A 20,769-nucleotide genomic window follows, 5' to 3' on the forward strand; every position below is an offset into this window, starting at 1 on the left:
CATGCCCCTCTTCACCCTCGCCGGCCTGGCCCTCACGGCACTGGCCTGTCTTTGCATCTACGCGGCTTCGCACCACCAGCGGCTGTGGTCGGCGGCCTGGCCCGCCTGGCCCGCGCGCCTGGCGGGCGCGGGCCTGCTGGTGGCCGGCTGGCTTGCCTTCGCGCAGGACATGCAGCGCCTGGCGGCCACCTTTGCGTTCCTCGCCACGCTGATGCTGGCCTTCGCCCTGCTGCCCTATATCGGAGCACTGTTCCATGCCCGACGCACACGTTGAGCCCATCGCGGACCGGCACAAGAAGCCGGACCCGATCCGGCCCGACTGGATCTCCAAGACCCTGGCCGGCCTGCTGCTGGGCCTTTGCCTGGCGCTGACCTGCAGCGCTCTGCTGGCGGCGCTGCTGACCGCCATGCCATTGGCCGTGAGCGGGCAACTTGTCATGTGGCTGGTGCCGCCCGTGTGGCTCTGCGTGCTGTCCGGCGTGTACTTCTTTTCCAGCGGCCTGCGTGCCTGGGCCTGGCTGGCGGGTGCCAATGCCCTGGCCCTGGGCCTCTGGTGGCTGCAGCGCCCGGGGGGTGTCGCATGAGAGCCGAGCACGTCCGCATCTACAAGTCCGTCCACACCTGGACCGGCATCATCAGCGGCATGGCGCTGTTCGTCGCCTTCTATGCGGGCGCGCTCACGGTGTTCAAGGAGCCGATCCGGCGCTGGTCCACGCCGCCTGCCGCCATCGTGCATCCGGTGCCCCTGGACGATGTGCAGCCGCTGATCGTCAAGACCTTCGCGAGCACGCCGGCGGCCGCGCGCGGGGCCATTGTGCGGCTGGAGGGCGGGCAGGCCATTCCGCGCGTGGAGTGGCAGGTGCGCGATGCCAAGGTCGACGAGCACGACGAAAACGCCGCGCGCCACTACACCGCCATGCTCTCCGCCGACGGCAGTGTGCAGGTGAGCGAGCAGCGCCCATCGCGGTTGGTGGAGTTCATCGACGTATTGCACCGCGTCGTCGGGCTGCCCGTGGATTCGGACCCGAACCGCTGGGTGATGGGCGTGATCTCCGGCCTGTATTTCGTGGCGCTGGTGTCAGGGGTCGTGGTGCTGCTGCCCTCGCTGGTCAAGGACTTCTTCGCCCTGCGCGCGGGCAGGAACCTCAAGCGCATGTGGCTGGACGCACACAACGTGGTGGGCATCGTCAGCCTGCCGTTCCACATCGTCATGGCCTTGAGCGCCGTGGTATTCGCCTTCCACGATCAGATCTTCGAAGTGCAGGACCGGTTGATCCACCAGGGCCGGTGGGCGCAGGCCTTTGCGCGGCCCCGGGACACGGCCGAACAAGCGCCCGGCCGCAATCCCGCCGACATGCTCAAGCCCGCGCAACTGGTGCAGATCGTCAGGCAGGCCGCGCCGGGCTTCGAGCCCGAGCGGCTGCAGTACGCGCAGGTCACCGGCCCCAAGCCCGCCGTGCGCGTGTGGGGCAAGAATCCCCAGGCCGTCTCGCCGCGCGCCGTGGGCGGCTTTGCAGCGCTCGATCCCTACAGCGGAAAGCTGATCTCGGCCGACTATATGTCGGGTGCACAGAACACGCCCAACCTGTTCATCAGCAGCTTCTTCGCCTTGCACATGGCGTCCTTTGGCGGGGTGGCCGTCTGGTGGCTGTACTTCCTCCTGGGTCTGGCGGGCGCGTGGCTGTTCTACAGCGGCAACCTGCTGTGGGTGGAAACGCGCCGCAAGGCCCAGCGCAAGGGCGGCGACATGCCGGTGCAGCGGCGCGACACGGCCTTCATGGCCTCGGCCACGGTCGGCGTATGCCTGGGCTGCGTGGCCGGCATCTCCTTGACCATTGCTGCCGCCAAATGGCTGCCAGGCCGGGTGGACGACGTGCCCGCGTGGCACATGGGCATCTACTACGCCGTATTCTTCGCCAGCGTAGGCTGGGCGTTCTGGCGCGGCGCGGCGCGCGCGGCAGTGCCGCTGCTGTGGCTGGCGGCGGCCTGCACGGCGGCCATTCCACTCTCCAGCGCGCTGGCCGGACTCCTGCCGCAATCCGGCCTGTGGGCGGACAGCACGCTGCTCGGCGTGGACCTGACCGCGCTGGCCGGGGTACTGGCGCTGGCGTGGATCGCGCGCGCCACGAAGCGGCGTGTGCACTGCGGGCCGGCGGATAGCGTTTGGGCTGTGCGGCGGGGGATGTGACTCGCAGCGCGTCTGCTTGGGGATGTGGATTAGGGCAACGCTGAATAAGGCCCTCGCGTGTCTCGCATCCCTGCTGTGGGCGGTCTGCGGCGTTGCAAATCCTCGCTATGGCGGCGGCCATGGCTGCGGTTTGCGCCTTGCATCCCATCCCGCACCAGGGCGCGCGCCATCGCGGGGACTTGTTCAGCGTTGCCTTAATGTGGAACACCCCCGAAGCGCCTGCGGCGCTTCCCCCTCAAGGGGGCGCACCCGGTGGCCTGGCAAAGCCAGTTCCACGGATGCCCTGGCAAGGCTGCGCACCTCTCACACGGCGTGTTTCATCATCCGGGGTGCCATCACTCATGTCACTTAGGCAGAAGAGGGTGATTGCTCTGTGTATGCACAAAAATGCTATATAAAAAATAGCATGAAGCCCATTATTCATCTTTATTACCGATGCATTTATATCGAGATATGAGGTGTTGTTTGGGCTTCATGCTATGAATCCAGGAGCAATCCAGAAGCGCCATCCCACTCCCTTGCCCCCATGCGGCGGTGGCCCGCGCGACATGCGCTAAGGTCCCGCCATGCACACATCCTTCCTCGCCATCGGCTGGCGCTCGCTGCGCCGCGACCTGCGGGCCGGCGAGTTGCGGCTGCTGATCGTGGCCGTGACGCTGGCCGTGGCGGCGCTGACCTCGGTCGGCTTCTTCTCCAACCGGCTGCAGGGCAGCCTGGAGCGCGATGCGCGCCAGCTCATGGGCGGCGATCTGGTGGTGGTCAGCGACAACCCCACGCCGGCGGCCTTTGCCGAGCGGGCGCGGGCGCTCGGCCTGCAGACCAGCACCAGCATCAGCTTTCCCACCATGGGCCGCGCGCCCGAGGCCCGGGGCGGCGCGAGCCGGCTGGTGGCGTTGAAGGCGGTGGACCCGGCATACCCCTTGCGCGGCAGCCTGCGCGTGGCGAGCGCGCCCGGCGTGCCCGATGAAGCCACGCGTGCCGCGCCGGCCCCGGGCGAGGCCTGGGTCGATGCCGCCGTGCTGGAGGCGCTGGCGCTGCGCGTGGGCGACCCGCTGCTGCTGGGCGACACGCAATTGCGCATTGCGCGCATCCTCACCATCGAGCCCGATCGTGGCGCCGGCTTCTTGAACTTTGCGCCGCGCGTCATGATGAATGCTGCGGATCTGGCCGCCACCGGCCTGGTGCAGCCCGCCAGCCGGCTGACCTACCGCTTTGCCGTGGCCGGTGCCGATGTGCCGGTGCGCGACTTCTCCGCCTGGGCCGAGGCCGCGGCCAGGCAGCCCGAGGTGCATGGCCTGCGCGTGGAGACGCTGGAGTCCGGCCAGCCGCAGATGCGCCAGACCCTGGACCGGGCCGAGAAATTCCTCAACCTGGTGTCGCTGCTGGCCGCGCTGCTGTCGGCCGTGGCGGTGGCGCTGGCCGCGCGCGGCTTCGCCTCGCGGCACCTGGACGACTGCGCCATGCTGCGCGTGCTGGGGCAGAGCCAGCGCACCATCGCGCGCGCCTACGCGCTCGAATTCGTGCTGGTCGGCCTGTTCGCCAGCGCGCTGGGCGTGCTGATCGGCTATGCCGTGCACTACGTGTTCGTGGCGCTGCTGGCCGGGCTGGTGGAGACGGCTCTGCCGGCGCCGGGCCTGTGGCCGGTGGCCTTCGGCTTTGGCGTGGGGCTCACGCTGCTGCTGGCCTTCGGGCTGCCGCCGGTGCTTCAGTTGGCGCGCGTGCCGCCGCTGCGGGTGATCCGGCGCGACGTGGGCGGGCTGCGGCCGGCCTCGGCCGGTGTGCTGATCCTGGGCGTGGCCGGCTTTGCCGCGCTGCTGCTGGCGGCCAGCCGCGATCCGAAGCTGGGGCTGATCGCGGTCGGCGGCTTTGCAGGCGCGGTGCTGCTGTTCGCGGCCCTGGGCTGGGTGGCGGTCCAACTGCTGCGCCGCGCGGTGAACGAGCAGACCGCGCCGCGCTGGCTGGTGATCGCCACGCGCCAGATCTCCGCGCGGCCGGCCTACACCGTGGTGCAGATCAGCGCGCTGGCCGTGGGCCTGCTGGCGCTGGTGCTGCTGGTGCTGCTGCGCACCGACCTGATCGGCAGCTGGCGCGCCGCCACGCCGCCGGATGCGCCCAACCGCTTCGTCATCAACGTGCAGCCGGACCAGAGCGAGGCCTTCCAGCAGGCGCTGCGCACGGCCGGCGTGGCGCAGTACGACTGGTACCCGATGATCCGCGGCCGGCTGGTGGCGGTGAACGGCAAGACGGTGGGCGCGGCCGACTATCGCGACGAGCGCGCCCAGCGCCTGGTGGACCGCGAGTTCAACCTGTCCTACAGCGCCGTGCAGCCGCCGCACAACGAGGTGGTGGCCGGTCGCTGGACCGACAACGAGGCTGGCGCCATCAGCATCGAAGACGGCCTCGCCCAGACCCTGGGGCTCAAGCTGGGCGATACGCTGCGCTTCGACATCGGCGGCATGCTGCAGGATGCGAAGATCACCTCGCTGCGCAAGGTCGATTGGGGCTCCATGCGCGCCAACTTCTTCGCCATGTACCCGGTGGCGCAGATGCCCGATCTGCCGGTGACCTTCCTCGCCGCCTACCGCGCGCCGGCCACGCAGGGCTTCGACAATGCGCTGGTGCGCGCCTTCCCCAACATCACCAGCGTGGACATGGGCAGCACCCTGGCACAGATCCAGCGCGTGCTCGACCAGGTGATACGCGCGGTGGAGTTCCTGTTCGCCTTCACGCTGGCGGCGGGGCTGGTGGTGCTGTTCGCCGCGGTCGCGGCCACGCGCGAGGAACGGGCGAAGGAGTTCGCCATCATGCGTGCCGTCGGCGCCAGCGCCGGCCTGCTGCGCCAGGTGCAGCGCGCCGAGCTGGCCGGTGTCGGCCTGCTGGCCGGCTTCCTTGCCAGCGTGGTGGCGGTGGCCGTGGGCTGGGCGCTGGCGCGCTGGGTGTTCGACTTCAGCTGGACCGCCTCGCCGCTGGTGCCGGTGGCCAGCGCGCTGGCCGGTGCGGTGCTGGCCCTGGCCGCCGGCTGGTGGGGCCTGCGCGACGTGCTGCGCCGCCCGGTCATGGAGACGCTGCGGCAGGCGGCAGAGTAGGGCGCTAGCGCAGGCCCGGCAGGTCCCAGCCCGACAGCAGCGCGTCGAGCGTCCGCGACGCCTCGGGCGACAGCGGCCAGGCGGACGGCGGCCGCGTGGCGCCGCAGTCCAGCCCCATGCGCTGCAGCGCGGACTTCACCACGGTGACGTTGGCGCCGTTGTGCTCCTGGGCCCGCAGTTCCTCGAACGGCAGCATGTCCGCGATCAGTGCCATCGCGCTGCCGAAGTCGCTGCGCTCCAGAGCGGCATGGATGGCCACCGAGCGCTCGGGCACCACATTGATCAGGCCGGAGGTGAAGCCGCGTGCACCCACGGCGTAGAACGGCGGTGCCCAGTTCTCGGCCAGGCCGCCGACCCAGGCCAGTCCCAGCGGGCGCGTGCGGCGGATGGCCTCGGCCAGCAGCAACGGCGTGGGCGAGGCCCACTTGACGCCGAGCACCTCGGGGATCTGGCACAGCGCCTCGATGGTGCCGATGCCGATCGACTCGTTGCGCAGGTACAGCACGACGGGCAGGCCCTCGCCGGCCGCGGCGATGCGCCGCACGTACTCCACCACGCCGCGCGGCGCGACGAACGGATCCGGCGGCTGGTGCACCATCAGCGCGTCCGCGCCGGCGCGGCGCGACGCCTGCGCCAGGTGGCAGGCCTCCTTCACGCTGCGCCCCACGCCGGCCAGCAGCGGCACGCGCCCGGCGACCAGCTCCGCGGCGGCATGCACCATGGTCTCGGCCTCGGAAGGCAGGAGCCCGTAGTACTCGCTGGTGTTGCCGTTGGCCACCAGCACGTGCACGCCTGCGGCCACGGCCTGGTCGACGATGGGGCGCAGCCGGGCCGGCGCCACGGCGTCGGCGGCGTCGAAGGGCGTGACGAGGATCCCGGATATGCCGTCGAGGGCTTGGCGGACGGCTGTACGGCTGAAGGTGGACACGGAAGCTCCTTGGTGAGGGAATGGGGCGGGTGGCTTAGAACAAGTGGCGCATGCCGAGGCCCACGGCCTTGACGCTCTGGCCGCCGGTGAGAGCGGGCGAGTCCTGGCTGATCGGGAACAGCATCGTGGTGGAGCCCTTGCCGTTGTTCAGCCGGGCCATGTTGGCATAGACCTGGGTGCGCTTGGACAGGAAGTAGGTGTAGCCCAGCGCCACGCGCCGGGCGTCGGCATCGGCCGGCCGGTCCCAGTGGCCCAGCGCGATGCGGAACTCGCCACCGCCCGCGGGGATGGCCGCGCTGATGTTCCGGGAGTTGGCAGCACCCAGCGAAGGCACGCGGTTGTTCTGCACGTAGCCCAGCAGCTTCATGAAGCCGAGGTCGTAGGAGGCGCCGATGCCCAGCGTCCTGGAGCGCGTCACCGGCACGGCCGGCAGGCCCACGGTGCTGCCGGCGATCTGCGCGTTGTCATAGGACAGGCCCACGAAGGCCGGCCCCTTCGTGTAGTCCAGCGACATGGCGTAGTTGCGGCCGGTGGCCGCACCCTCTGCCGCCTGGGCGTACACGCGCCCGAACACGCCGCCGATGGTGGGGCTGATGTACTGCACCGCATTGTTGAACTGGAACGTGTTGCCCCGGTTGTTGGCACCCTGCAGCAGCGTCTGCACGGCGCCGAGCTGCGCCCGCCCGAAGGCGTCGGACTTGCCGGAGATCCAGACCGAGGGCCCCCACATGGAGCCCAGCAGCACCGAGCCCCACTGCCTGTCGGACAGCCCCACGTAGGACTCGCGGTTGAAGAAGCCGGTGGCGCTGGACGTGCCGGTGGACACGTCGAACTGGCTCTCCAGCTTGAACAGGGCGCTCAGGCCGCCGCCCAGGTCCTCCTGCCCACGGAAGCCGAAGTAGCTGGTGTCGGACGACAGCGTCACGCTGTGGGCGCCGGGGTTGGCGCGCGACTGGTAATACACCGCGCCGTCCACCCGGCCGTACAGGGTGACCGAGGACTGGGCGCTGGCCGCGCCGGCGGCTGCGGCGAGGGCGAGTGCAATGGAGGCGCGGGTGATCGTTCTTTTGTGCAATGGCATTGTCTTCTCCAGGTTGGTGGGGGCCGGGCCTGGGGCCGCGGCGCGTTCTTCGGGCGTGCACGTCCCCGGGGCCGCCCTGGGGCAGCCCCGCGTTGCGTTGCGGGGGGCGCCGGGCCTAGAGGCCGGTGCGGCGGATGACGGCGCCCTCGTCCCGCTTGACGGCGGGCGACAGGCGGGTGCCCAGCCCGGGGGCCGTGGGCAGTTCGAGGAAGCCCGCGTTGAGCACCGGCAGCTCTGTGACCAAGTCGCGGTAGAAGGTGTGCAGGAAGGCGCGCACCACCTCCTGGAAGATCGCGTTGGGCGAGCTGAAGGCCAGGTGCAGCGAGGCCCACAGCACCACGGGACCGGTGCAGTCATGTGGTGCCATGGGCTTCTGGTAGGCATCGGCCAAGCTTGCGATCTTGCGCGCCTCCGTGATGCCGCCGCACCAGGACAGGTCCAGCATCACGATGTCCAGCGCGTGCGCCGCCAGATGGTCGCGGAAGGCGCCCTGCGCCGCCAGCGTCTCGCTGCCGCACACCGGGATGCCCGCGCTGCGCCGGTAGTCGGCCAGCGCCTCGGAGCTGTCCATCTTGATTGGGTCCTCCGCCCAGAACGGCCGGTACTGCTTCAGTTCGCGCGCGATGGACAGGGCCGAGGTCAGGTTCCACATGGAGTGGAACTCGCACATCACCTCGATCCTGTCGCCCACGGCCAGGCGGATCTTCTCGAAAACCTCCAGCCCCTGCCGCATCTGCTGGGCACTGACGTACTGGCCGTCGGTGGCCGCGGCGGCCCCGTCGAAAGGCCAGATCTTCATGGCGCCGAAGCCGTCCTCGATCAGGCTCTGGGCCAGCTCGGCCGGGCTCTCGATGAAGGCGATCTGGTCGTCATAGCGGCCACGCACCTTCTCCGCGCCGGGCTCGATCAGCCGGCGCTGGATGCTGCGGCTGTTGTAGTCGGTGCCGGCGCAGGTGTTGTAGGTGCGCATCTTCTGGTGGCAGGCGCCGCCGAGCAACTGGTAGATCGGCTGGCCCGTGGCCTGCCCGAAGATGTCCCAGAGGGCGATGTCGATCGCGGAGGCCGCGCGCGTCTCCACGCCGCTGCCGTTGAAGCCCAGGTAGCCGCGCAGCAACGTGCGGTGCAGGCGCTCGATGTCCAGCGGGTTCTGGCCGCACACCAGTGGCGCGGCCATGCTGTGGATGTAGGCTTCGACGGCCTCGGCCCCGCGGAAGGTTTCGCCCAGGCCGACGATGCCTTCGTCGGTGTGGACCTCGACCCAGATCAGGTTCGGTTGCGACTTGAGCCGCGTCGTTTCGATACCGGTGATGCGCATGCTCTTATTCCGCCGTGATTTTCTGGGCCTTGATCAGTTCGCCCCATTTGTCGTGTTCCGCCCGGATGTGCTGGCCCAGCGCCGCGCTGGTGCCGCCGGTCGGCGTGATGCCCGCGTCCTGCAGCGCCTTGCGTACCGCAGGGTCCTGCAGGCCGCGGTTGAATGCGGCGTTCAGGCGGGCGATAACCGCAGGCGGCGTGCCGGCCGGCGCGCCTATCGCATACCAGGGCTCGATCACGAAGCCCTTGTAGCCGAGCTCCTCCATGGTCGGCACGTCCGGCAGGTTGGCCGAGCGTTGCCGGCCGGTCACGGCCAGCGCCTTGACCTTGGCCGACTTGATGAAGGGCAGGATCGACGGCTCGTTGTCGAAGAAGGCCTGGATCTGCCCGCCCAGCAGGTCGGTGATGGCCGGACCCGAGCCCTTGTAGGGCACGTGCAGCAGCGGCACGCCGGTCATCTTCTTCAGCAATTCACCAGACAGATGGTTGGATGCGCCGACGCCGGACGAGCCGTAGCTGATCTGGCCGTCCCGGCTCCGCTCCACCAACTCCTTGACCGAATGGATGCCCGTGGCCGGATTGACGGTCAGCACGTTGATCGAGGTGCCCAGCAGGATCACCGGCGCCACGTCGCGGAACAGGTCGAAACCCGGATTGGCGTACAGGCTGGGGTTCACCGCGCAATTGCCGATGCTGCAGAGAAAAATGGTGTAGCCGTCGGCAGGCGATTTCACCGCCGCCGCCGTGCCGATGTTGCCGGTGGCGCCGGGGCGGTTCTCCACCACGATGGACTGGTTCAGGTCCTTGCCGGCGGAGGTGGCCATGAGCCGCGAGACCAGGTCACCGGTGCCGCCCGGGGGCACCGGCACGATCATCTTGATCGGCCGCGTGGGGAATTCCTGTGCCGAACTGATGCCAGGCGACAGGGCGCAGGCCAGCGCCAGGGCGGCCAAGCCTGAAAGGAATCGTCTCATGGTGGCTGTCTCTCTTTGTGAAGGCAACGCCAAAACTGGCGCTTCGTAGAATCATACAATCATCAGATGATTGAAATCAACGCCTCGCAGGCATTTCGCTGATGCGGCGGGCGGTATGCTCCGCTGCATGTCACGACCCATGTTGCGCAATTTCCACGAACAGATGGTGGAAGCGCTCGGAAGCAAGATCGTTGCGGGGGGCTATGCGGAGGGCGAGCAGTTGCCCACCGAGCCGCAGCTGGCCGAGGCCTACGGCGCCAGCCGGATGATCATCCGAGAGGCGATGAAAAGCCTCTCGGCCAAGGGCCTGGTGTCGATCCGGCCGCGCACCGGCACCCGCGTCCAGCCCAGGACGCAGTGGAACCTGTTCGACCCGTCGGTGCTGGGCTGGCACAGCGCTGCGCGCTTCGACAGGAAGCTTATCGCCGACCTGATGGAGCTGCGCCGCGCCATAGAACCGCTCGCTGCGCGGCTGGCGGCCGAGCGCGGTGCGCCGGAGGCTATCGACGCCTTGCGCACCGCCTACCTGGCGATGGCCGCCGCCGGCGAGCGGGACGACTACATCGAGGCCGACCTGCGCTTCCACGGCGCCGTGGTGCGCGGCTGCGGCAACCAGTTCATCCTGCAACTGGAGAACGCGCTGTCCGCCGTGTGGAAGACGAGCTTTCGCGCGTCTAGCGACCCGTGGGGCCCGGATACCCAGGCCCTTGCTCTGCACAAGACGCTGCTGGACGCCATCGAGGGCCACGACGGCCCGGCTGCCGAGGCCGCCGTGCTGGCGCTGATCGAGCGCGCCACCGTGCGCATACAGGAAGTCTCGGCAACCGGGTCCAAGCCTGTGCAGTAGCCGCGCGCCTAGTGTGCTGCCGCAATCTGGCAGAGCTCACGGGCCTTCAGCGCTCCCGCCCTCAGGCGCCCTGCACCGCGATGCGCCGGGCGCGCGCCTCGTCGGCCTTGGGCAGCTCGATGCGCAGCACGCCGTCGCTATAGCTCGCCTTCGTCTGGTCGGCCTTGACCGGCACCGGCAAGGCGACGTCGCGGCGGAAGCTGCCGTAGGCGCATTGCACGACGCGCCAGCGGCCTTCGGTGGCTTCGCGGTCGAAGCGCTTCTCGCCCCAGACGGTGAGCAGGTCGCCATGCAGCTCGACGTTGAAGTCTTCGCGCCGCATGCCGGGGGCTTCGATGCGCACGAGTACCTTGTCGTCGTCGTCGAATACGTCCGCCGCCATGAAGGCCCAACTGCCCAGCCGCGGCCATGCGCCGCGCGGCGCCGCTGGCGTGCTCGGGGCGGATGGGCCGCTGGTGTCGGCGGCATGGGCGGGCGCGGGCCAGAAGCGCGTCAGCGCGCTGCTGGCGCGGCTGCTCAGTTCGCGCCAGCCTTCCGCGAGCGACTCCAAGGCCTGATCCGCGCCTTGCTTGAGTTGGTCTGCAAGCTTGGTCATGGTTCCTCCTTTCTGAAAGTTCGCGTCAGGTTCTTGCACCCGCTTTGGCCATCAACCCGCCGTCACGGCGATGCGGCGCGGCTGCGCATGGGCCTGCTTGGGGATGCGCAGGGTCAGCACGCCGTCCTTGAGGTTGGCTTCGATGCGGGTCGTGTCGAGTTCACGGCTCAGGGTGAAGCTGCGGCGGTAGCGCGGCACGCGCACCTCGGCGTAGAGGGCTTCCAGGCCCTCGGGCATGCGCTGTTGCATGGTGCCTTCGATCAGCAGGGCCTCGCCCTCGACCTTGAGTTCCAGCTGATCCTTGGGCACGCCGGGCATGTCGGCCAGCAGCGTGATGCCGCTGGCATCCTCGAACACGTCGACGGCCGGCAGCACGGCGCGCTGGTCCTGCTCACGGGGCGCCGTCGCAGAGGCCGAGCCATTCGCCGCGGACGGGGTCGTCACTTGCTTGTTGTCGCTCATGATGTTCTCTCCTTGGATGGGGGGTGTCACTGCACGGTGATGCGCTTGGGTTGGGCCGATTCGCGTCGCGCGATGCTGACCTGCAACACTCCGTCGCGGTAGCTCGCGCTCACCTGCGCCGGATCCACGTCGTCCGGCAGGGAGACCGTCCGCGCGAAACTGCCGGCGCCGCGCTCCCGGGTATAGACCTGCGCCTTGGGGTCGTCCGCGGGGATGCCGCTGGCGCGCTCGCCCGCGATGCGCAGCACGCCGCGGTCCAGGCTCACGTCGATCTTCGAGGCGTCCAGGCCGGGCGCGAAGGCATAGACCTCCACGCTGGTGGGCGTGCGCCCGACGTTGATCGCCGGCAGGGTGCCCGGCGCGACCGAGCGGATGCTGCTGGGCAGCGCGGAAACGCCGAACACGTCGTCCAGTTCACGGCGCAGCCGCTCGAACTGGCCAAACAGGCTGCTCGGGTGATTCAACAACGATGCATACATGGTGTGTCCTCCGATGGGGTTGAAAGACACCGGCGGGCAAACCAGTCCAGCCGGCTCGACTCGGAATTAAGGCCTGCGGAAATGGTTTCAAGGGGGTGCGCAACGCGGCTTTGGTGGCGCCGTGGCCGGCGGGCGTGCGCCGATGAAAAACGGCCGCGTCGGCGGCCGTTGAGAGAAAGACCAGCGGAAGACTTGGTTCAGCGTTCGAAGGCGCCGAGCGGAAACAGTTCGTCCACCTGCACGATGCCCAGGTTGGTCGCCTCGGCCGCGTAGTCGGGAAGCAGGACGGCAGTCGCCGCCGAGATGGCCACGACGATGGTGGCGGTGAAGGCGGCAAGAGCGGTGCGGAGCGAACGTCTCATGATGATCTCCAGCAGCATGACTTGATTGCACCCTGGCCGCGGATGGCGATCTGCCGGACGAGGTGGGCGCCTCGTGCCGGATGCGGCCTACATAGGTGAGAGCGTAGCCCGCAAAGCGCTATGCCTCCAGTAAAAAGTCACGTAAACGGTGGAAAAATCCGTAGTTGTTTCGTGCTGCAATGCGCCGGTCCTCACTCCGTATCCGGCAGCCAGACGAGGCGCCCCTGGGCGCGCTCCTGCAGCCGCTGCAGCAGCATGGCGGCAGCGCCTTGCGGCAGTCGCCAGCGCAGCCGTACCGTGCTGCCGTGCCGTACGTCGAGCAGCGTGGCGCCCGCGGCGTCCAGTTCGCGCCGCAGCATGCCTTCCAGTGCGTAGGGCACCTCGCAGCATTGGCGGATCAGGCGCTGCACCGGCAATTTCCGCGCCTGCAGCAGCGCCTGGGCCACGGTATCGGTGTAGGCCCGCACCAGGCCGCCGGCCCCGAGCTTGACGCCGCCGAAATAGCGTACCGCCGTCGCCAGCACGCCTTCCAGGTCCTGGTGGCGCAGCACGTCGAGCATCGGACGTCCTGCGGTGCCGCCGGGTTCGCCGTCGTCCACCGCCGCCGACTGACCGCCGGCCAGCAGCGCCCAGCAGACATGGGCGGCGCCCGGGTGCTGGGCGCGCAGCTCCGCCACCCGGCGCTGGGCCGCGGCGCGGTCTTCCACGGCTTGGACGCAGCCCAGGAAGCGGCTCTTCTTGAGGATCAGCTCGCTGTGGCCGGGGGCGGCCAGCGTCCAGGGCACGGATGCGGAAAGGGCCGTCAGCCCTTGGCGGCGGCCAGCGCCTGCATGGCGGCAGCTATCGCGTGGGCGTCGGCCGCGCCCTCTGCGCAGTCCGCCAGCAGCGCGGGCAGGTCGGCGCCCGCTTGCCGCAGCGCGGCGATGGCCTGGGCGGCCTCACGCGGGTTGGCGTAGCCGCGGCTTTGCAGCAGCAGCGCGCCCTGGGCGTCGTGCAGCTTGAAGCGGAACTGGCCGTCGGCCTCGCGGTACTGCTTGAAAACGGGCAGGCTGGCACGTTCCGCTTTCTCCGGCCGGGGCGCGGCGGCGGTGCCCAGGCGGCGCAGGCCCACGGCTTCGCGCAGGGTGGCCATCAGCGGCGTGGCCAGGCGGCGCGCCTTGAGGGCGCCGGCCTGCAGCAGTTCCTCGACACGGGCCGGGTGGGCCATGAGATCCTGGTAGGTCTCGCGCAGCGGGGCGACCTCGCGGTCGATGCGCTCGAACAACTGCTGCTTGGCGTCGCCCCAGGCGATGCCCTCGGCGTAGGCCTGCCGCAGGGCGGCGGTTTCCTCGGCCGAGGCGAAGGCCTGGTAGATCTGGAACAGCGCCGAGCCCTCGGTGTCCTTGGGCTCGCCGGGCGCGCGCGAGTCGGTCACGATGGAGCCGATGCGGCGCCTGAGTTCCTCGCGCGGCGAGAACAGCGGGATCGTGTTGTCGTAGCTCTTGCTCATCTTGCGGCCGTCGAGGCCGGGCAGGGTGGCCACCGACTCCTCGATCGCCGCCTCGGGCGGCACCAGGTGCTCGCCGTAGAGGTGGTTGAAGCTGGCGGCGATGTCGCGCGCCATCTCGATGTGCTGGATCTGGTCGCGCCCGACCGGCACCTTGTGCGCCTGGAACAGGAGGATGTCCGCGGCCATCAGCACCGGGTACATGAACAGGCCGGCGCTGACGTCGGTATCCGGGTCGCTGCCCGCGGCCTGGTTCTTGTCTAGCGCGGCCTTGTAGGCGTGGGCGCGGTTTAGCAGGCCCTTGCCGGTGACGCAGGTCAGCAGCCAGGTCAGCTCGGGGATTTCGGGGATGTCGGACTGGCGGTAGAAGGTCACGCGCTGCGGGTCCAGCCCGGCGGCGATCCAGCTGGCGGCGATCTCCAGCGTGGAGCGCTGGATGCGCGCCGGCTCGTCGCACTTGATCAGCGCGTGGTAGTCGGCTAGGAAGTAGAAGCTCTCGACATGGGCCTGCCGGCTGGCCATGACGGCCGGGCGGATCGAGCCGACGTAGTTGCCGAGATGGGGAGTGCCGGTGGTGGTGATGCCGGTCAGGAAGCGCGTGGGACGCATGGGCTAACGAACAAAGCGGGAGGAAGAGCGCCGGTCAGCGCAGCAGCGCGACCAGCGGCGAGATCAGCAGGTTGATGATGGCGTAGCCCGCCGACATCAGCGGCTGCAGCCAGAGGCGGCCGACGATGCCGGTGAGGACCAGCGCCAGCACTATGAAGAAGCCATAGGGCTCCAGGCGGGAGAGCAGCTGCGCCTGCTTCCAGGGCAGGAGGCCGACCAGCACGCGCCCGCCGTCCAGCGGCGGCAGCGGAAACAGGTTGAAGGCGCACATCACCAGGTTCACCAGCACGCCGGCGCGCGCCATCTCCAGGAAGAAGCGCTCCTGCACGCCGAAGGCCACCAGCAGCACCAGCATCAGCGCCCACAGAATGGCCTGCACGAAGTTGGAGCCGGGGCCGGCCAGCGCCACCCAGACCATGTCGCGCCTGGGATTGCGCAGGTGCCCGAAATTGACCGGCACCGGCTTGGCATAGCCGAACAGGAAGGCGCCCGACGTCGCGAAGTACAGCAGCACCGGCATCAGGATCGTGCCGACCGGATCGATGTGCTTGAGCGGGTTGAGCGTGATGCGGCCCAGCGCGAGCGCCGTGTTGTCGCCGAAGTGGCGCGCGGCATAGCCGTGTGCGGCCTCGTGCACCGTGATGGCGAACAGCACCGGAAGGGCGTAGATGAGAACGGTCTGGAGCAGGTTGGAGAAATCCACAGGCAGGATTGTGTCAGACGGCCGTCCGGCCTCAGCCCGCGAGGCCGAGCGCCGCCAGGCTGCCGCCGCCCTGGCGCACCACCACCGGATCTCCGCCGGCGTCCATCGGCACCAGGTCGATCACGGTGGTGGGCTGGGCCGGACAGGCGCCGGCATCGACCACCGCGGCCAGCAGCTTCTCGAAGCGGGCGCGGATGGCCGGGGCGTCGTTCAGCGGCTCGCTCTCGCCCGGCGGGATCAGCGTGGTGGCCAGCAGCGGGCCGCCGTGCTGCGCGAGCAGTTCCTGCAGCACGCGGTGGTCCGGCACGCGCAGGCCGATGGTCTTGCGCTGCGGGTGGCTGACGCGGCGCGGCACCTCCTTGGTGGCCTCCAGCAGGAAGGTGTAGGCGCCGGGCGTGCCGAGCTTGAGCAGCCGGTACTGGCGGTTGTCCACGCGCGCATAGCTGGCCAGCTCGCTCAGGTCGCGGCACAGCAGCGTCAGGTGGTGGCGCTCATCGACCTGGCGGATGCGGCGCAGCGCATCGACCGCGTCCTTGTCGTCGAGGCGGCAGACCAGCGCGTAGCTGGAGTCGGTCGGCACCGCCGCGACGCCGCCGCGCTGCAGCAGGGCGGCAGCCTGCTTGAGCAGGCGCGGCTGTGGGTTGTCGGGATGGACTTCGAAATACTGGGCCATGGTGGAGTGGATTGTCTGCCGATGCGCGGCTCCGGCCAGCGCCGGTTGCACCACGATACGGCTTTGGCGCGCGTGGGCCACCGCGCCGGGGCCTCACTGGATGCGGTCTTCCAGCAGCGTCCAGACCGGCGTCAGGGCGGCGGGCAGGGGCGGCAGGCGGCCCAGGTCGGTGTGCGATTCGGCGGGGCTGTGGAAGTCGCTGCCGCGGGAGGCGGCCAGGTTGAATTCCAGCGCCATGTCGGCATAGGTGGCGTACTCGGCCGGCGTGTGGCTGCCGGTGACCACCTCGACGCCGCGCCCGCCGTGTGCCTTGAATTCGCTGAACAGCGCGAATTCCTCGTTGGCGGTGAACTTGTAGCGGCCCGGGTGGGCGATGACGGCCACGCCGCCGGCGTAGGTGATCCAGTGCACCGCGTCCGACAGCGAGGCCCAGCGGTGCGGCACGTAGCCGGGCTTGCCCTCGGTCAGGTACCTGCGGAACACCTCGGAGGTGTCGCGGCAGACGCCGGTTTCCACCAGGAAGCGGGCGAAGTGGGTGCGCGCGACCAGGGCCGGGTTGCCGGCGTACCGGAGCGCGCCCTCGTAGGCGCCCGCAATGCCGACGGCCTCCAGTTGCGCGGCCATGTCGCGGGCGCGCGCGCCGCGGCCGCCGCGGGTGTCGGTCAGGCCCTGGCGCAGGGCGGCGTCGTCCGGGTCGAAGCCCAGTCCGACGATGTGCACGGTTTCATTGGCGAAGGTGACGGAGATCTCGACGCCGGTGAGGTAGGGCAGCCCGTGGGCCCTGGCGGCGGCGGCGGCGCGCTGCTGGCCGCCGATCTCGTCGTGGTCGGTCAGGGCCCACAGTTCCACGCCGTGCGCCTTGGCGCGCGAGGCAAGCTCCTCTGGCGTCAGCGTGCCGTCGGAGATGACGGAATGGCAGTGCAGATCGGCGTTGGAGAAGGTGGCCACCGCCGGATTCTAGGGCGCGCGCCTTGCCCTGGCGGGAGCAGGGTCTGCCGGAGGGCCTGCCGCGCCTCGCCATGCTACTTATTTGATAGCTGATGGCCCAGGAAAAATATGGGCTACAAGCCTTTTTTGCTTGATTCTTGCGGCTTGGCGGTGTCACGACCCAGGCGCAGGACTTGCTTGCGCTGCGGTGTTTCTTCGTTTTACCTGTTCACCATGAAATTCAATGACATCCGCGTCTCGCACAAGCTCTGGGGCGGCATCCTCGGGCTGCTCGTCCTCATGCTGGCCATCAGCCTGTGGTCGCAGCAGCGCGCCTCGGCGCTGGCCGACGAGGCGCTCACCCGCATCCGCTCCTACGACGAGCGCATCGCCACGGCCGTGCAGTGGCGCGGCGCCATCGAGACGGTCGGCGAGCGCGTGATGGTCAGCAACGCCAGCGCGGACTCCGCTCTGGTGGCCCTGTTCGACGAGCGCGTGAAGGCCGGGGTGGCCGCCATCTTGGCGCTGCAGAAGAAGGTCGAGGCCGAGGCCACCGGCCCCGCCGAGCGGGAGGCCTTGCAGCGCATTGCGGCCGAGCGCAGCGCCGTGCTCGAACTCCACCAGAAGGCCCGCGAGCTGCAGTTGGCGTCCGCCAGCGCTGCCGTGCCGACCGCATTCGTGCAGTCCACCTTCCTGCCGGCCATCGCCCGCTACGTGTCGGCGGTGGACGCATTCGTGGAGCTGCAGCAGCAGGCCCGCGACGACGCCGTGGCGCGGATGCAGTCCGGGCGCAGCAATGCGGCCTTCGCGGCGGTGGCCGGCGCGGTGGTGCTGCTGCTGGCCGGCGTGGTGCTGGCGGCGGTGCTGGTGCGCGCCATGGTCCAGCCGCTGGCGCATGCGGTGCAGATGGCGGAGTCGATCGCCGCGGGCGACCTGAGCCCGGTGCCCGATGTGCTCCGGCGCGATGAATTCGGCCAACTGCTCGCGGCCCAGGCCGCCATGGTGCGGCACCTGCGCGGCGTGGTGGGCGCGGTGCGCAGCGGCGTGGAGTCGGTCTCCACCGCCTCGGCCGAGATCGCGCATGGCAACCAGGACCTGTCGGCCCGCACCGAGCAGGCCGCCTCCAACCTGCAGCAGACGGCCGCCAGCATGGAGCAGCTCACCGGCACGGTGTCGCTGGCGGCCAGCACCGCGCAGCAGGCCAGCCAGATCGCCGGCAGCGCGGCACAGGCCGCGGCCCGCGGCGGCGAGGTGGTGGGCGGGGTGGTCGCCACCATGGAGCAGATCAGCACTGCTTCGCGGCGCATCGGCGACATCATCGGCACCATCGACGGCATCGCCTTCCAGACCAACATCCTGGCGCTCAACGCGGCGGTGGAGGCCGCGCGCGCCGGCGAGCAGGGCCGGGGCTTTGCCGTGGTGGCGGCGGAAGTGCGCAGCCTGGCCCAGCGCAGCGCCCAGGCCGCGCGCGAGATCAAGGACCTGATCGGCGCCTCGGTCGCCACGGTGGACACCGGTTCGCGCCAGGTGGCGCAGGCCGGCACGGCCATGGGGGACATCGTGCGCAGCGTGCGCCAGGTGGCCGACCTGATCGCGCAGATCCATGCCTCCTCCGCCGAGCAGCGCGACGGCATCGGCCAGGTGAACCAGGCCGTCGGCAACCTCGACCAGATGACGCAGCAGAACGCCGCGCTGGTGGAGCAGTCGGCAGCGGCGGCGTCCTCGCTGCGCGACCAGGCGCGGCGGCTGTCGGAGGTGATCGCGGTGTTCAGGCTGGAGGGCGGCGCCGCGCCGGCCGCCGCATTGCCGGCGCTGGCTGCGGCGGCCGCCGGCCCAGCCCCGCTGGCCGTGGCGATGGCGGGCGGGCACAAGGGCCGGGAGGTCTTTTCAAAATTCCACGCCCTCCACTAGGAACTGCACCTTGCGCTCGCCGCGCCATTCGTTGACGTCGAGCCGGAAGGCCAGCTTGACCTGCGCCGGCAGCGCTTCGGTGTGGCCGAACCAGATGCCGTCCACCGGCTGGCCCTGGTGCATCAGCTTGAGTTGCAGGTGCTTCTCGCCGATCAGGCGCTGGCTCAGCACCCGCACTTCCTCGCTGAAGGTGGGCGCGGCAAAGCCCTGGCCCCAGACCTCGCGGTGCAGGGTGTCGACCAGCTCGGCGCGGCAGTACTCGGGCGCCAGCGGGCCGTCGGTCTCGATGCGGCGGGTGAGGGTGGCGGCGTCCAGCCATTCGTCGGCGACCCGCGCCAGCGCGGTGCGGAACACCTCGAAATGCGCGCGCGCCAGCGTGCAGCCGGCGGCCATGGCGTGGCCGCCGAACTTCAGCAGCACGCCGGGGTGGCGCTTGGCGACCAGGTCGAGCGCGTCGCGCAGGTGAAAGCCGGGAATGGAGCGGCCCGAGCCCTTGATTTCATGCTCCTTGCCCGGCGCGGCGCTGGCGGCGAAGACGAACACCGGCCGGTGCAGCCGGTCTTTCAGGCGCGAGGCGACGATGCCGACCACGCCTTCGTGAAAGCCCGCGTCGAACACGCAGAAGGCCGGCGGCAGCGATTCGGCGCCCGCCGCGTCGGCGTCGAACAGCGCCTCGGCCGCCAGCAGCGCCTGCTCGCGCATGCCGCCCTCGATCTCGCGGCGCTCGCGGTTGATCGCATCCAGGGTCTGGGCCAGCACGGCGGCGCGCGCGGCGTCTTCGGTGAGCAGGCATTCGATGCCCAGCGTCATGTCGGCCAGCCGGCCGGCGGCGTTGATGCGTGGCCCGAGCGCGAAGCCGAAGTCGAAGGTGGTGGCGGCGGCGGCCTTGCGCCCGGCCACGCTGAACAGCGCCGCCACGCCCGGGGGCATGGCGCCGGCGCGGATGCGCTTCAGGCCCTGCGCCACCAGGCGGCGGTTGTTGGCGTCGAGCCTGACCACGTCGGCCACGGTGCCGAGCGCCACCAGCGGCAGCAGGGCGTCGAGCCTGGGCTGGCTCGCCACGTCGAACGCGCCGCGCTTGCGCAGCTCCGCGCGCAGGGCCAGCAGCACATAGAACATGACGCCGCAGCCGGCGATGGATTTGCTCTCGAACGTGCAGCCGGGCTGGTTCGGGTTCACCAGCACGTCGGCCTGCGGCAGCAGCGGGCCGGGCAGGTGGTGGTCGGTGACCAGCACGCGCATGCCCAGCGCGCGGGCCCGCGCCACGCCTTCGACGCTGGCGATGCCGTTGTCCACGGTCAGCAGCAGGTCGCAGCCGCGCGCGTGCACCCGCTCGGCAATGGCGGCGGTCAGGCCGTAGCCGTCCACCACGCGGTCGGGCACCAGGTAGTCGACCCGGCGCGCGCCCAGCATGCGCAGGCCGCGCACGCCCACGGCGCAGGCGGTGGCGCCGTCGCAGTCGTAGTCGGCGACGATGCAGATGCGCAGGTCCTGCGCGATCGCGTCGGCCAGCAGCGCGGCCGCGGCCTCGGCGCCCAGCAGGCCGGCCGGCGGCAGCAGGCGCGCCAGGCCGTCGTCCAGTTCTTCATGGCGCTGCACGCCGCGCGCGGCGTACAGCCGCGCCAGCAGCGGATGCAGCCCCGCCTGCTCCAAGGCCCAGGCGGCGCGGGGGGGAACGTCTCTCGCTATTATTTTCATAGCTTCATGCCAGGATACTGATTGGGCTGCGCGCCAAAAATGCTCGAAATCCCGTGCGTCAGGCGCCGCCAGGCGCTGCGCGCCGACTTTTCGAAGCGCACCGCGTTGCGCTCGCCGCACAGGATCAGGGTGACCGGCTCGCCGGCCTCGGCGGCGGCCAGGGCCTCGGCCACCTCGGCCTCGTCCAGGCGCTGCCAGGCCGCGGCCCAGCCGGCCCAGTCGTCGCGCAGCGCGGCCTCGCGCAGCGCCTGCGGCATGCGCAGGCCAGCGTCTGTCTCTTATACACATCTCCGAGCCCACGAGACCGTACAGGAAATCGCGTATGCCGTCTTCTGCTTGAACAAGGGGGGGGGGGGGGGGGGGGGGGGGGGGGGGGGGGGGGGGGGGGGGGGGGGGGGGGGGGGGGGGGGGGGGGGGGGGGGGGGGGGGGGGGGGGGGGGGGGGGG

At 70.3% G+C, this 20,769-nt stretch carries 22 protein-coding genes; 7 read left to right on the forward strand and 15 right to left on the reverse strand.

Annotated elements, in window-relative coordinates:
* Position 1: 1 nt before the first annotated feature.
* The 4 genes from JHD63_RS05040 to JHD63_RS05055 all read left to right on the forward strand — a co-directional run bounded on the left by JHD63_RS05040 (position 2) and on the right by JHD63_RS05055 (position 5,274).
* Positions 2-274 (forward strand): hypothetical protein, encoded by a 273-nt coding sequence (locus JHD63_RS05040; RefSeq protein WP_198969648.1) that lies wholly within the window; start codon positions 2-4, stop codon positions 272-274.
* Positions 255-584, forward strand: a complete 330-nt coding sequence (locus tag JHD63_RS05045) for a hypothetical protein (protein ID WP_198969649.1) — start codon at positions 255-257, stop codon at positions 582-584. The genes JHD63_RS05040 and JHD63_RS05045 overlap by 20 nt, the downstream gene beginning before the upstream one ends.
* The gene (locus tag JHD63_RS05050; protein ID WP_198969650.1) at positions 581-2,188 is read left to right on the forward strand and encodes a PepSY-associated TM helix domain-containing protein; all 1,608 of its coding nucleotides are present in this window, start codon (positions 581-583) and stop codon (positions 2,186-2,188) included. Before JHD63_RS05045 ends, JHD63_RS05050 begins: the two co-directional genes overlap by 4 nt.
* 566 nt (positions 2,189-2,754) lie before the next feature.
* On the forward strand, positions 2,755-5,274 hold the full coding sequence (locus JHD63_RS05055; protein ID WP_198969651.1) for an ABC transporter permease: 2,520 nt from the start codon (positions 2,755-2,757) through the stop codon (positions 5,272-5,274).
* Between the two features lie 4 nt (positions 5,275-5,278).
* Here the strand turns inward: JHD63_RS05055 and JHD63_RS05060 are convergent, their stop codons facing one another.
* The 4 genes from JHD63_RS05060 to JHD63_RS05075 all read right to left on the reverse strand — a co-directional run bounded on the left by JHD63_RS05060 (position 5,279) and on the right by JHD63_RS05075 (position 9,571).
* Positions 5,279-6,202 carry a dihydrodipicolinate synthase family protein gene (locus JHD63_RS05060; RefSeq protein ID WP_198969652.1) on the reverse strand — a complete coding sequence of 308 codons (924 nt, stop codon included), beginning with the start codon at positions 6,200-6,202 and terminating at the stop codon, positions 5,279-5,281.
* 34 nt (positions 6,203-6,236) lie between these two features.
* Positions 6,237-7,283, reverse strand: a complete 1,047-nt coding sequence (locus JHD63_RS05065; protein WP_198969653.1) for a porin — start codon at positions 7,281-7,283, stop codon at positions 6,237-6,239.
* A 115-nt stretch (positions 7,284-7,398) separates the two neighbouring features.
* Positions 7,399-8,598 carry a mandelate racemase/muconate lactonizing enzyme family protein gene (locus JHD63_RS05070; protein WP_198969654.1) on the reverse strand — a complete coding sequence of 400 codons (1,200 nt, stop codon included), beginning with the start codon at positions 8,596-8,598 and terminating at the stop codon, positions 7,399-7,401.
* Positions 8,599-8,602: 4 nt separating this feature from the next.
* Positions 8,603-9,571: a Bug family tripartite tricarboxylate transporter substrate binding protein gene (locus tag JHD63_RS05075; protein WP_198969655.1), complete on the reverse strand. Its 969-nt coding sequence runs from the start codon at positions 9,569-9,571 to the stop codon at positions 8,603-8,605.
* Positions 9,572-9,710: 139 nt separating this feature from the next.
* Between JHD63_RS05075 and JHD63_RS05080 the strand changes: the two genes are divergently transcribed.
* Entirely contained in the window at positions 9,711-10,418 is a 708-nt protein-coding gene (locus tag JHD63_RS05080; protein ID WP_233167643.1) for a FadR/GntR family transcriptional regulator, read from the forward strand.
* A 61-nt stretch (positions 10,419-10,479) separates the two neighbouring features.
* Here JHD63_RS05080 and JHD63_RS05085 read toward each other — a convergent pair whose 3' ends face one another.
* The 9 genes from JHD63_RS05085 to JHD63_RS05125 form a co-directional block, all read right to left on the reverse strand.
* On the reverse strand, positions 10,480-11,013 hold the full coding sequence (locus JHD63_RS05085; protein ID WP_198969656.1) for an Hsp20/alpha crystallin family protein: 534 nt from the start codon (positions 11,011-11,013) through the stop codon (positions 10,480-10,482).
* Between the two features lie 51 nt (positions 11,014-11,064).
* On the reverse strand, positions 11,065-11,475 hold the full coding sequence (locus JHD63_RS05090; RefSeq protein ID WP_198969657.1) for an Hsp20/alpha crystallin family protein: 411 nt from the start codon (positions 11,473-11,475) through the stop codon (positions 11,065-11,067).
* 26 nt (positions 11,476-11,501) lie between these two features.
* Complete coding sequence (locus tag JHD63_RS05095; RefSeq protein ID WP_198969658.1) at positions 11,502-11,954, reverse strand: Hsp20/alpha crystallin family protein; 453 nt, start codon at positions 11,952-11,954, stop codon at positions 11,502-11,504.
* 197 nt (positions 11,955-12,151) lie between these two features.
* Entirely contained in the window at positions 12,152-12,316 is a 165-nt protein-coding gene (locus tag JHD63_RS05100; RefSeq protein ID WP_198969659.1) for a hypothetical protein, read from the reverse strand.
* Positions 12,317-12,507: 191 nt separating this feature from the next.
* The gene (locus JHD63_RS05105; protein WP_198969660.1) at positions 12,508-13,101 is read right to left on the reverse strand and encodes an IMPACT family protein; all 594 of its coding nucleotides are present in this window, start codon (positions 13,099-13,101) and stop codon (positions 12,508-12,510) included.
* A gap of 17 nt (positions 13,102-13,118) precedes the next feature.
* Positions 13,119-14,411, reverse strand: coding sequence for a tryptophan--tRNA ligase (locus JHD63_RS05110; RefSeq protein ID WP_198969661.1), 1,293 nt, complete (start codon positions 14,409-14,411; stop codon positions 13,119-13,121).
* A gap of 34 nt (positions 14,412-14,445) precedes the next feature.
* Positions 14,446-15,114, reverse strand: a complete 669-nt coding sequence (locus JHD63_RS05115) for a site-2 protease family protein (protein WP_198969662.1) — start codon at positions 15,112-15,114, stop codon at positions 14,446-14,448.
* Positions 15,115-15,145: 31 nt separating this feature from the next.
* Positions 15,146-15,787 carry an L-threonylcarbamoyladenylate synthase gene (locus JHD63_RS05120; protein WP_198969663.1) on the reverse strand — a complete coding sequence of 214 codons (642 nt, stop codon included), beginning with the start codon at positions 15,785-15,787 and terminating at the stop codon, positions 15,146-15,148.
* Positions 15,788-15,880: 93 nt separating this feature from the next.
* Positions 15,881-16,735 carry a 3',5'-nucleoside bisphosphate phosphatase gene (locus tag JHD63_RS05125; protein ID WP_198969664.1) on the reverse strand — a complete coding sequence of 285 codons (855 nt, stop codon included), beginning with the start codon at positions 16,733-16,735 and terminating at the stop codon, positions 15,881-15,883.
* Positions 16,736-16,948: 213 nt separating this feature from the next.
* On the opposite strand from JHD63_RS05125, the gene JHD63_RS05130 reads away from it, so the two are divergent.
* Positions 16,949-18,625, forward strand: a complete 1,677-nt coding sequence (locus JHD63_RS05130) for a methyl-accepting chemotaxis protein (RefSeq protein ID WP_198969665.1) — start codon at positions 16,949-16,951, stop codon at positions 18,623-18,625.
* Here JHD63_RS05130 and recJ read toward each other — a convergent pair.
* Both recJ and JHD63_RS05140 read right to left on the reverse strand, forming a co-directional pair.
* Complete coding sequence (recJ, locus tag JHD63_RS05135; RefSeq protein WP_198969666.1) at positions 18,602-20,323, reverse strand: single-stranded-DNA-specific exonuclease RecJ; 1,722 nt, start codon at positions 20,321-20,323, stop codon at positions 18,602-18,604. The two genes, JHD63_RS05130 and recJ, sit on opposite strands and share 24 nt — an antisense overlap.
* Positions 20,320-20,580, reverse strand: a complete 261-nt coding sequence (locus tag JHD63_RS05140; protein WP_198969672.1) for a hypothetical protein — start codon at positions 20,578-20,580, stop codon at positions 20,320-20,322. The genes recJ and JHD63_RS05140 overlap by 4 nt, the downstream gene beginning before the upstream one ends.
* Between JHD63_RS05140 and JHD63_RS05145 the strand changes: the two genes are divergently transcribed.
* Positions 20,579-20,769 (forward strand): hypothetical protein (locus JHD63_RS05145; RefSeq protein ID WP_198969673.1); only part of this gene is annotated, 191 nt, incomplete at its 3' end. The two genes, JHD63_RS05140 and JHD63_RS05145, sit on opposite strands and share 2 nt — an antisense overlap.

The sequence above is a fragment of the Xylophilus sp. ASV27 genome (assembly GCF_016428875.1).
Classification (GTDB): domain Bacteria; phylum Pseudomonadota; class Gammaproteobacteria; order Burkholderiales; family Burkholderiaceae_C; genus Xylophilus.

Bases quoted from the DNA above. Each gene is read 5' to 3' on its own strand.
- JHD63_RS05055 (WP_198969651.1), top strand. From the start codon at position 2,755: ATGCACACATCCTTCCTCGCCATCGGCTGGCGCTCGCTGCGCCGCGAC.
- JHD63_RS05050 (WP_198969650.1), top strand. From the start codon at position 581: ATGAGAGCCGAGCACGTCCGCATCTACAAGTCCGTCCACACCTGGACC.
- JHD63_RS05140 (WP_198969672.1), bottom strand. From the start codon at position 20,580: ATGCCGCAGGCGCTGCGCGAGGCCGCGCTGCGCGACGACTGGGCCGGC.
- JHD63_RS05090 (WP_198969657.1), bottom strand. From the start codon at position 11,475: ATGAGCGACAACAAGCAAGTGACGACCCCGTCCGCGGCGAATGGCTCG.
- JHD63_RS05095 (WP_198969658.1), bottom strand. From the start codon at position 11,954: ATGTATGCATCGTTGTTGAATCACCCGAGCAGCCTGTTTGGCCAGTTC.
- JHD63_RS05100 (WP_198969659.1), bottom strand. From the start codon at position 12,316: ATGAGACGTTCGCTCCGCACCGCTCTTGCCGCCTTCACCGCCACCATC.
- JHD63_RS05070 (WP_198969654.1), bottom strand. From the start codon at position 8,598: ATGCGCATCACCGGTATCGAAACGACGCGGCTCAAGTCGCAACCGAAC.
- JHD63_RS05040 (WP_198969648.1), top strand. From the start codon at position 2: ATGCCCCTCTTCACCCTCGCCGGCCTGGCCCTCACGGCACTGGCCTGT.
- JHD63_RS05120 (WP_198969663.1), bottom strand. From the start codon at position 15,787: ATGGCCCAGTATTTCGAAGTCCATCCCGACAACCCACAGCCGCGCCTG.
- JHD63_RS05080 (WP_233167643.1), top strand. From the start codon at position 9,711: ATGTTGCGCAATTTCCACGAACAGATGGTGGAAGCGCTCGGAAGCAAG.
- JHD63_RS05075 (WP_198969655.1), bottom strand. From the start codon at position 9,571: ATGAGACGATTCCTTTCAGGCTTGGCCGCCCTGGCGCTGGCCTGCGCC.
- JHD63_RS05065 (WP_198969653.1), bottom strand. From the start codon at position 7,283: ATGCCATTGCACAAAAGAACGATCACCCGCGCCTCCATTGCACTCGCC.
- JHD63_RS05045 (WP_198969649.1), top strand. From the start codon at position 255: ATGCCCGACGCACACGTTGAGCCCATCGCGGACCGGCACAAGAAGCCG.
- JHD63_RS05130 (WP_198969665.1), top strand. From the start codon at position 16,949: ATGAAATTCAATGACATCCGCGTCTCGCACAAGCTCTGGGGCGGCATC.
- JHD63_RS05110 (WP_198969661.1), bottom strand. From the start codon at position 14,411: ATGCGTCCCACGCGCTTCCTGACCGGCATCACCACCACCGGCACTCCC.
- recJ (WP_198969666.1), bottom strand. From the start codon at position 20,323: ATGAAAATAATAGCGAGAGACGTTCCCCCCCGCGCCGCCTGGGCCTTG.
- JHD63_RS05085 (WP_198969656.1), bottom strand. From the start codon at position 11,013: ATGACCAAGCTTGCAGACCAACTCAAGCAAGGCGCGGATCAGGCCTTG.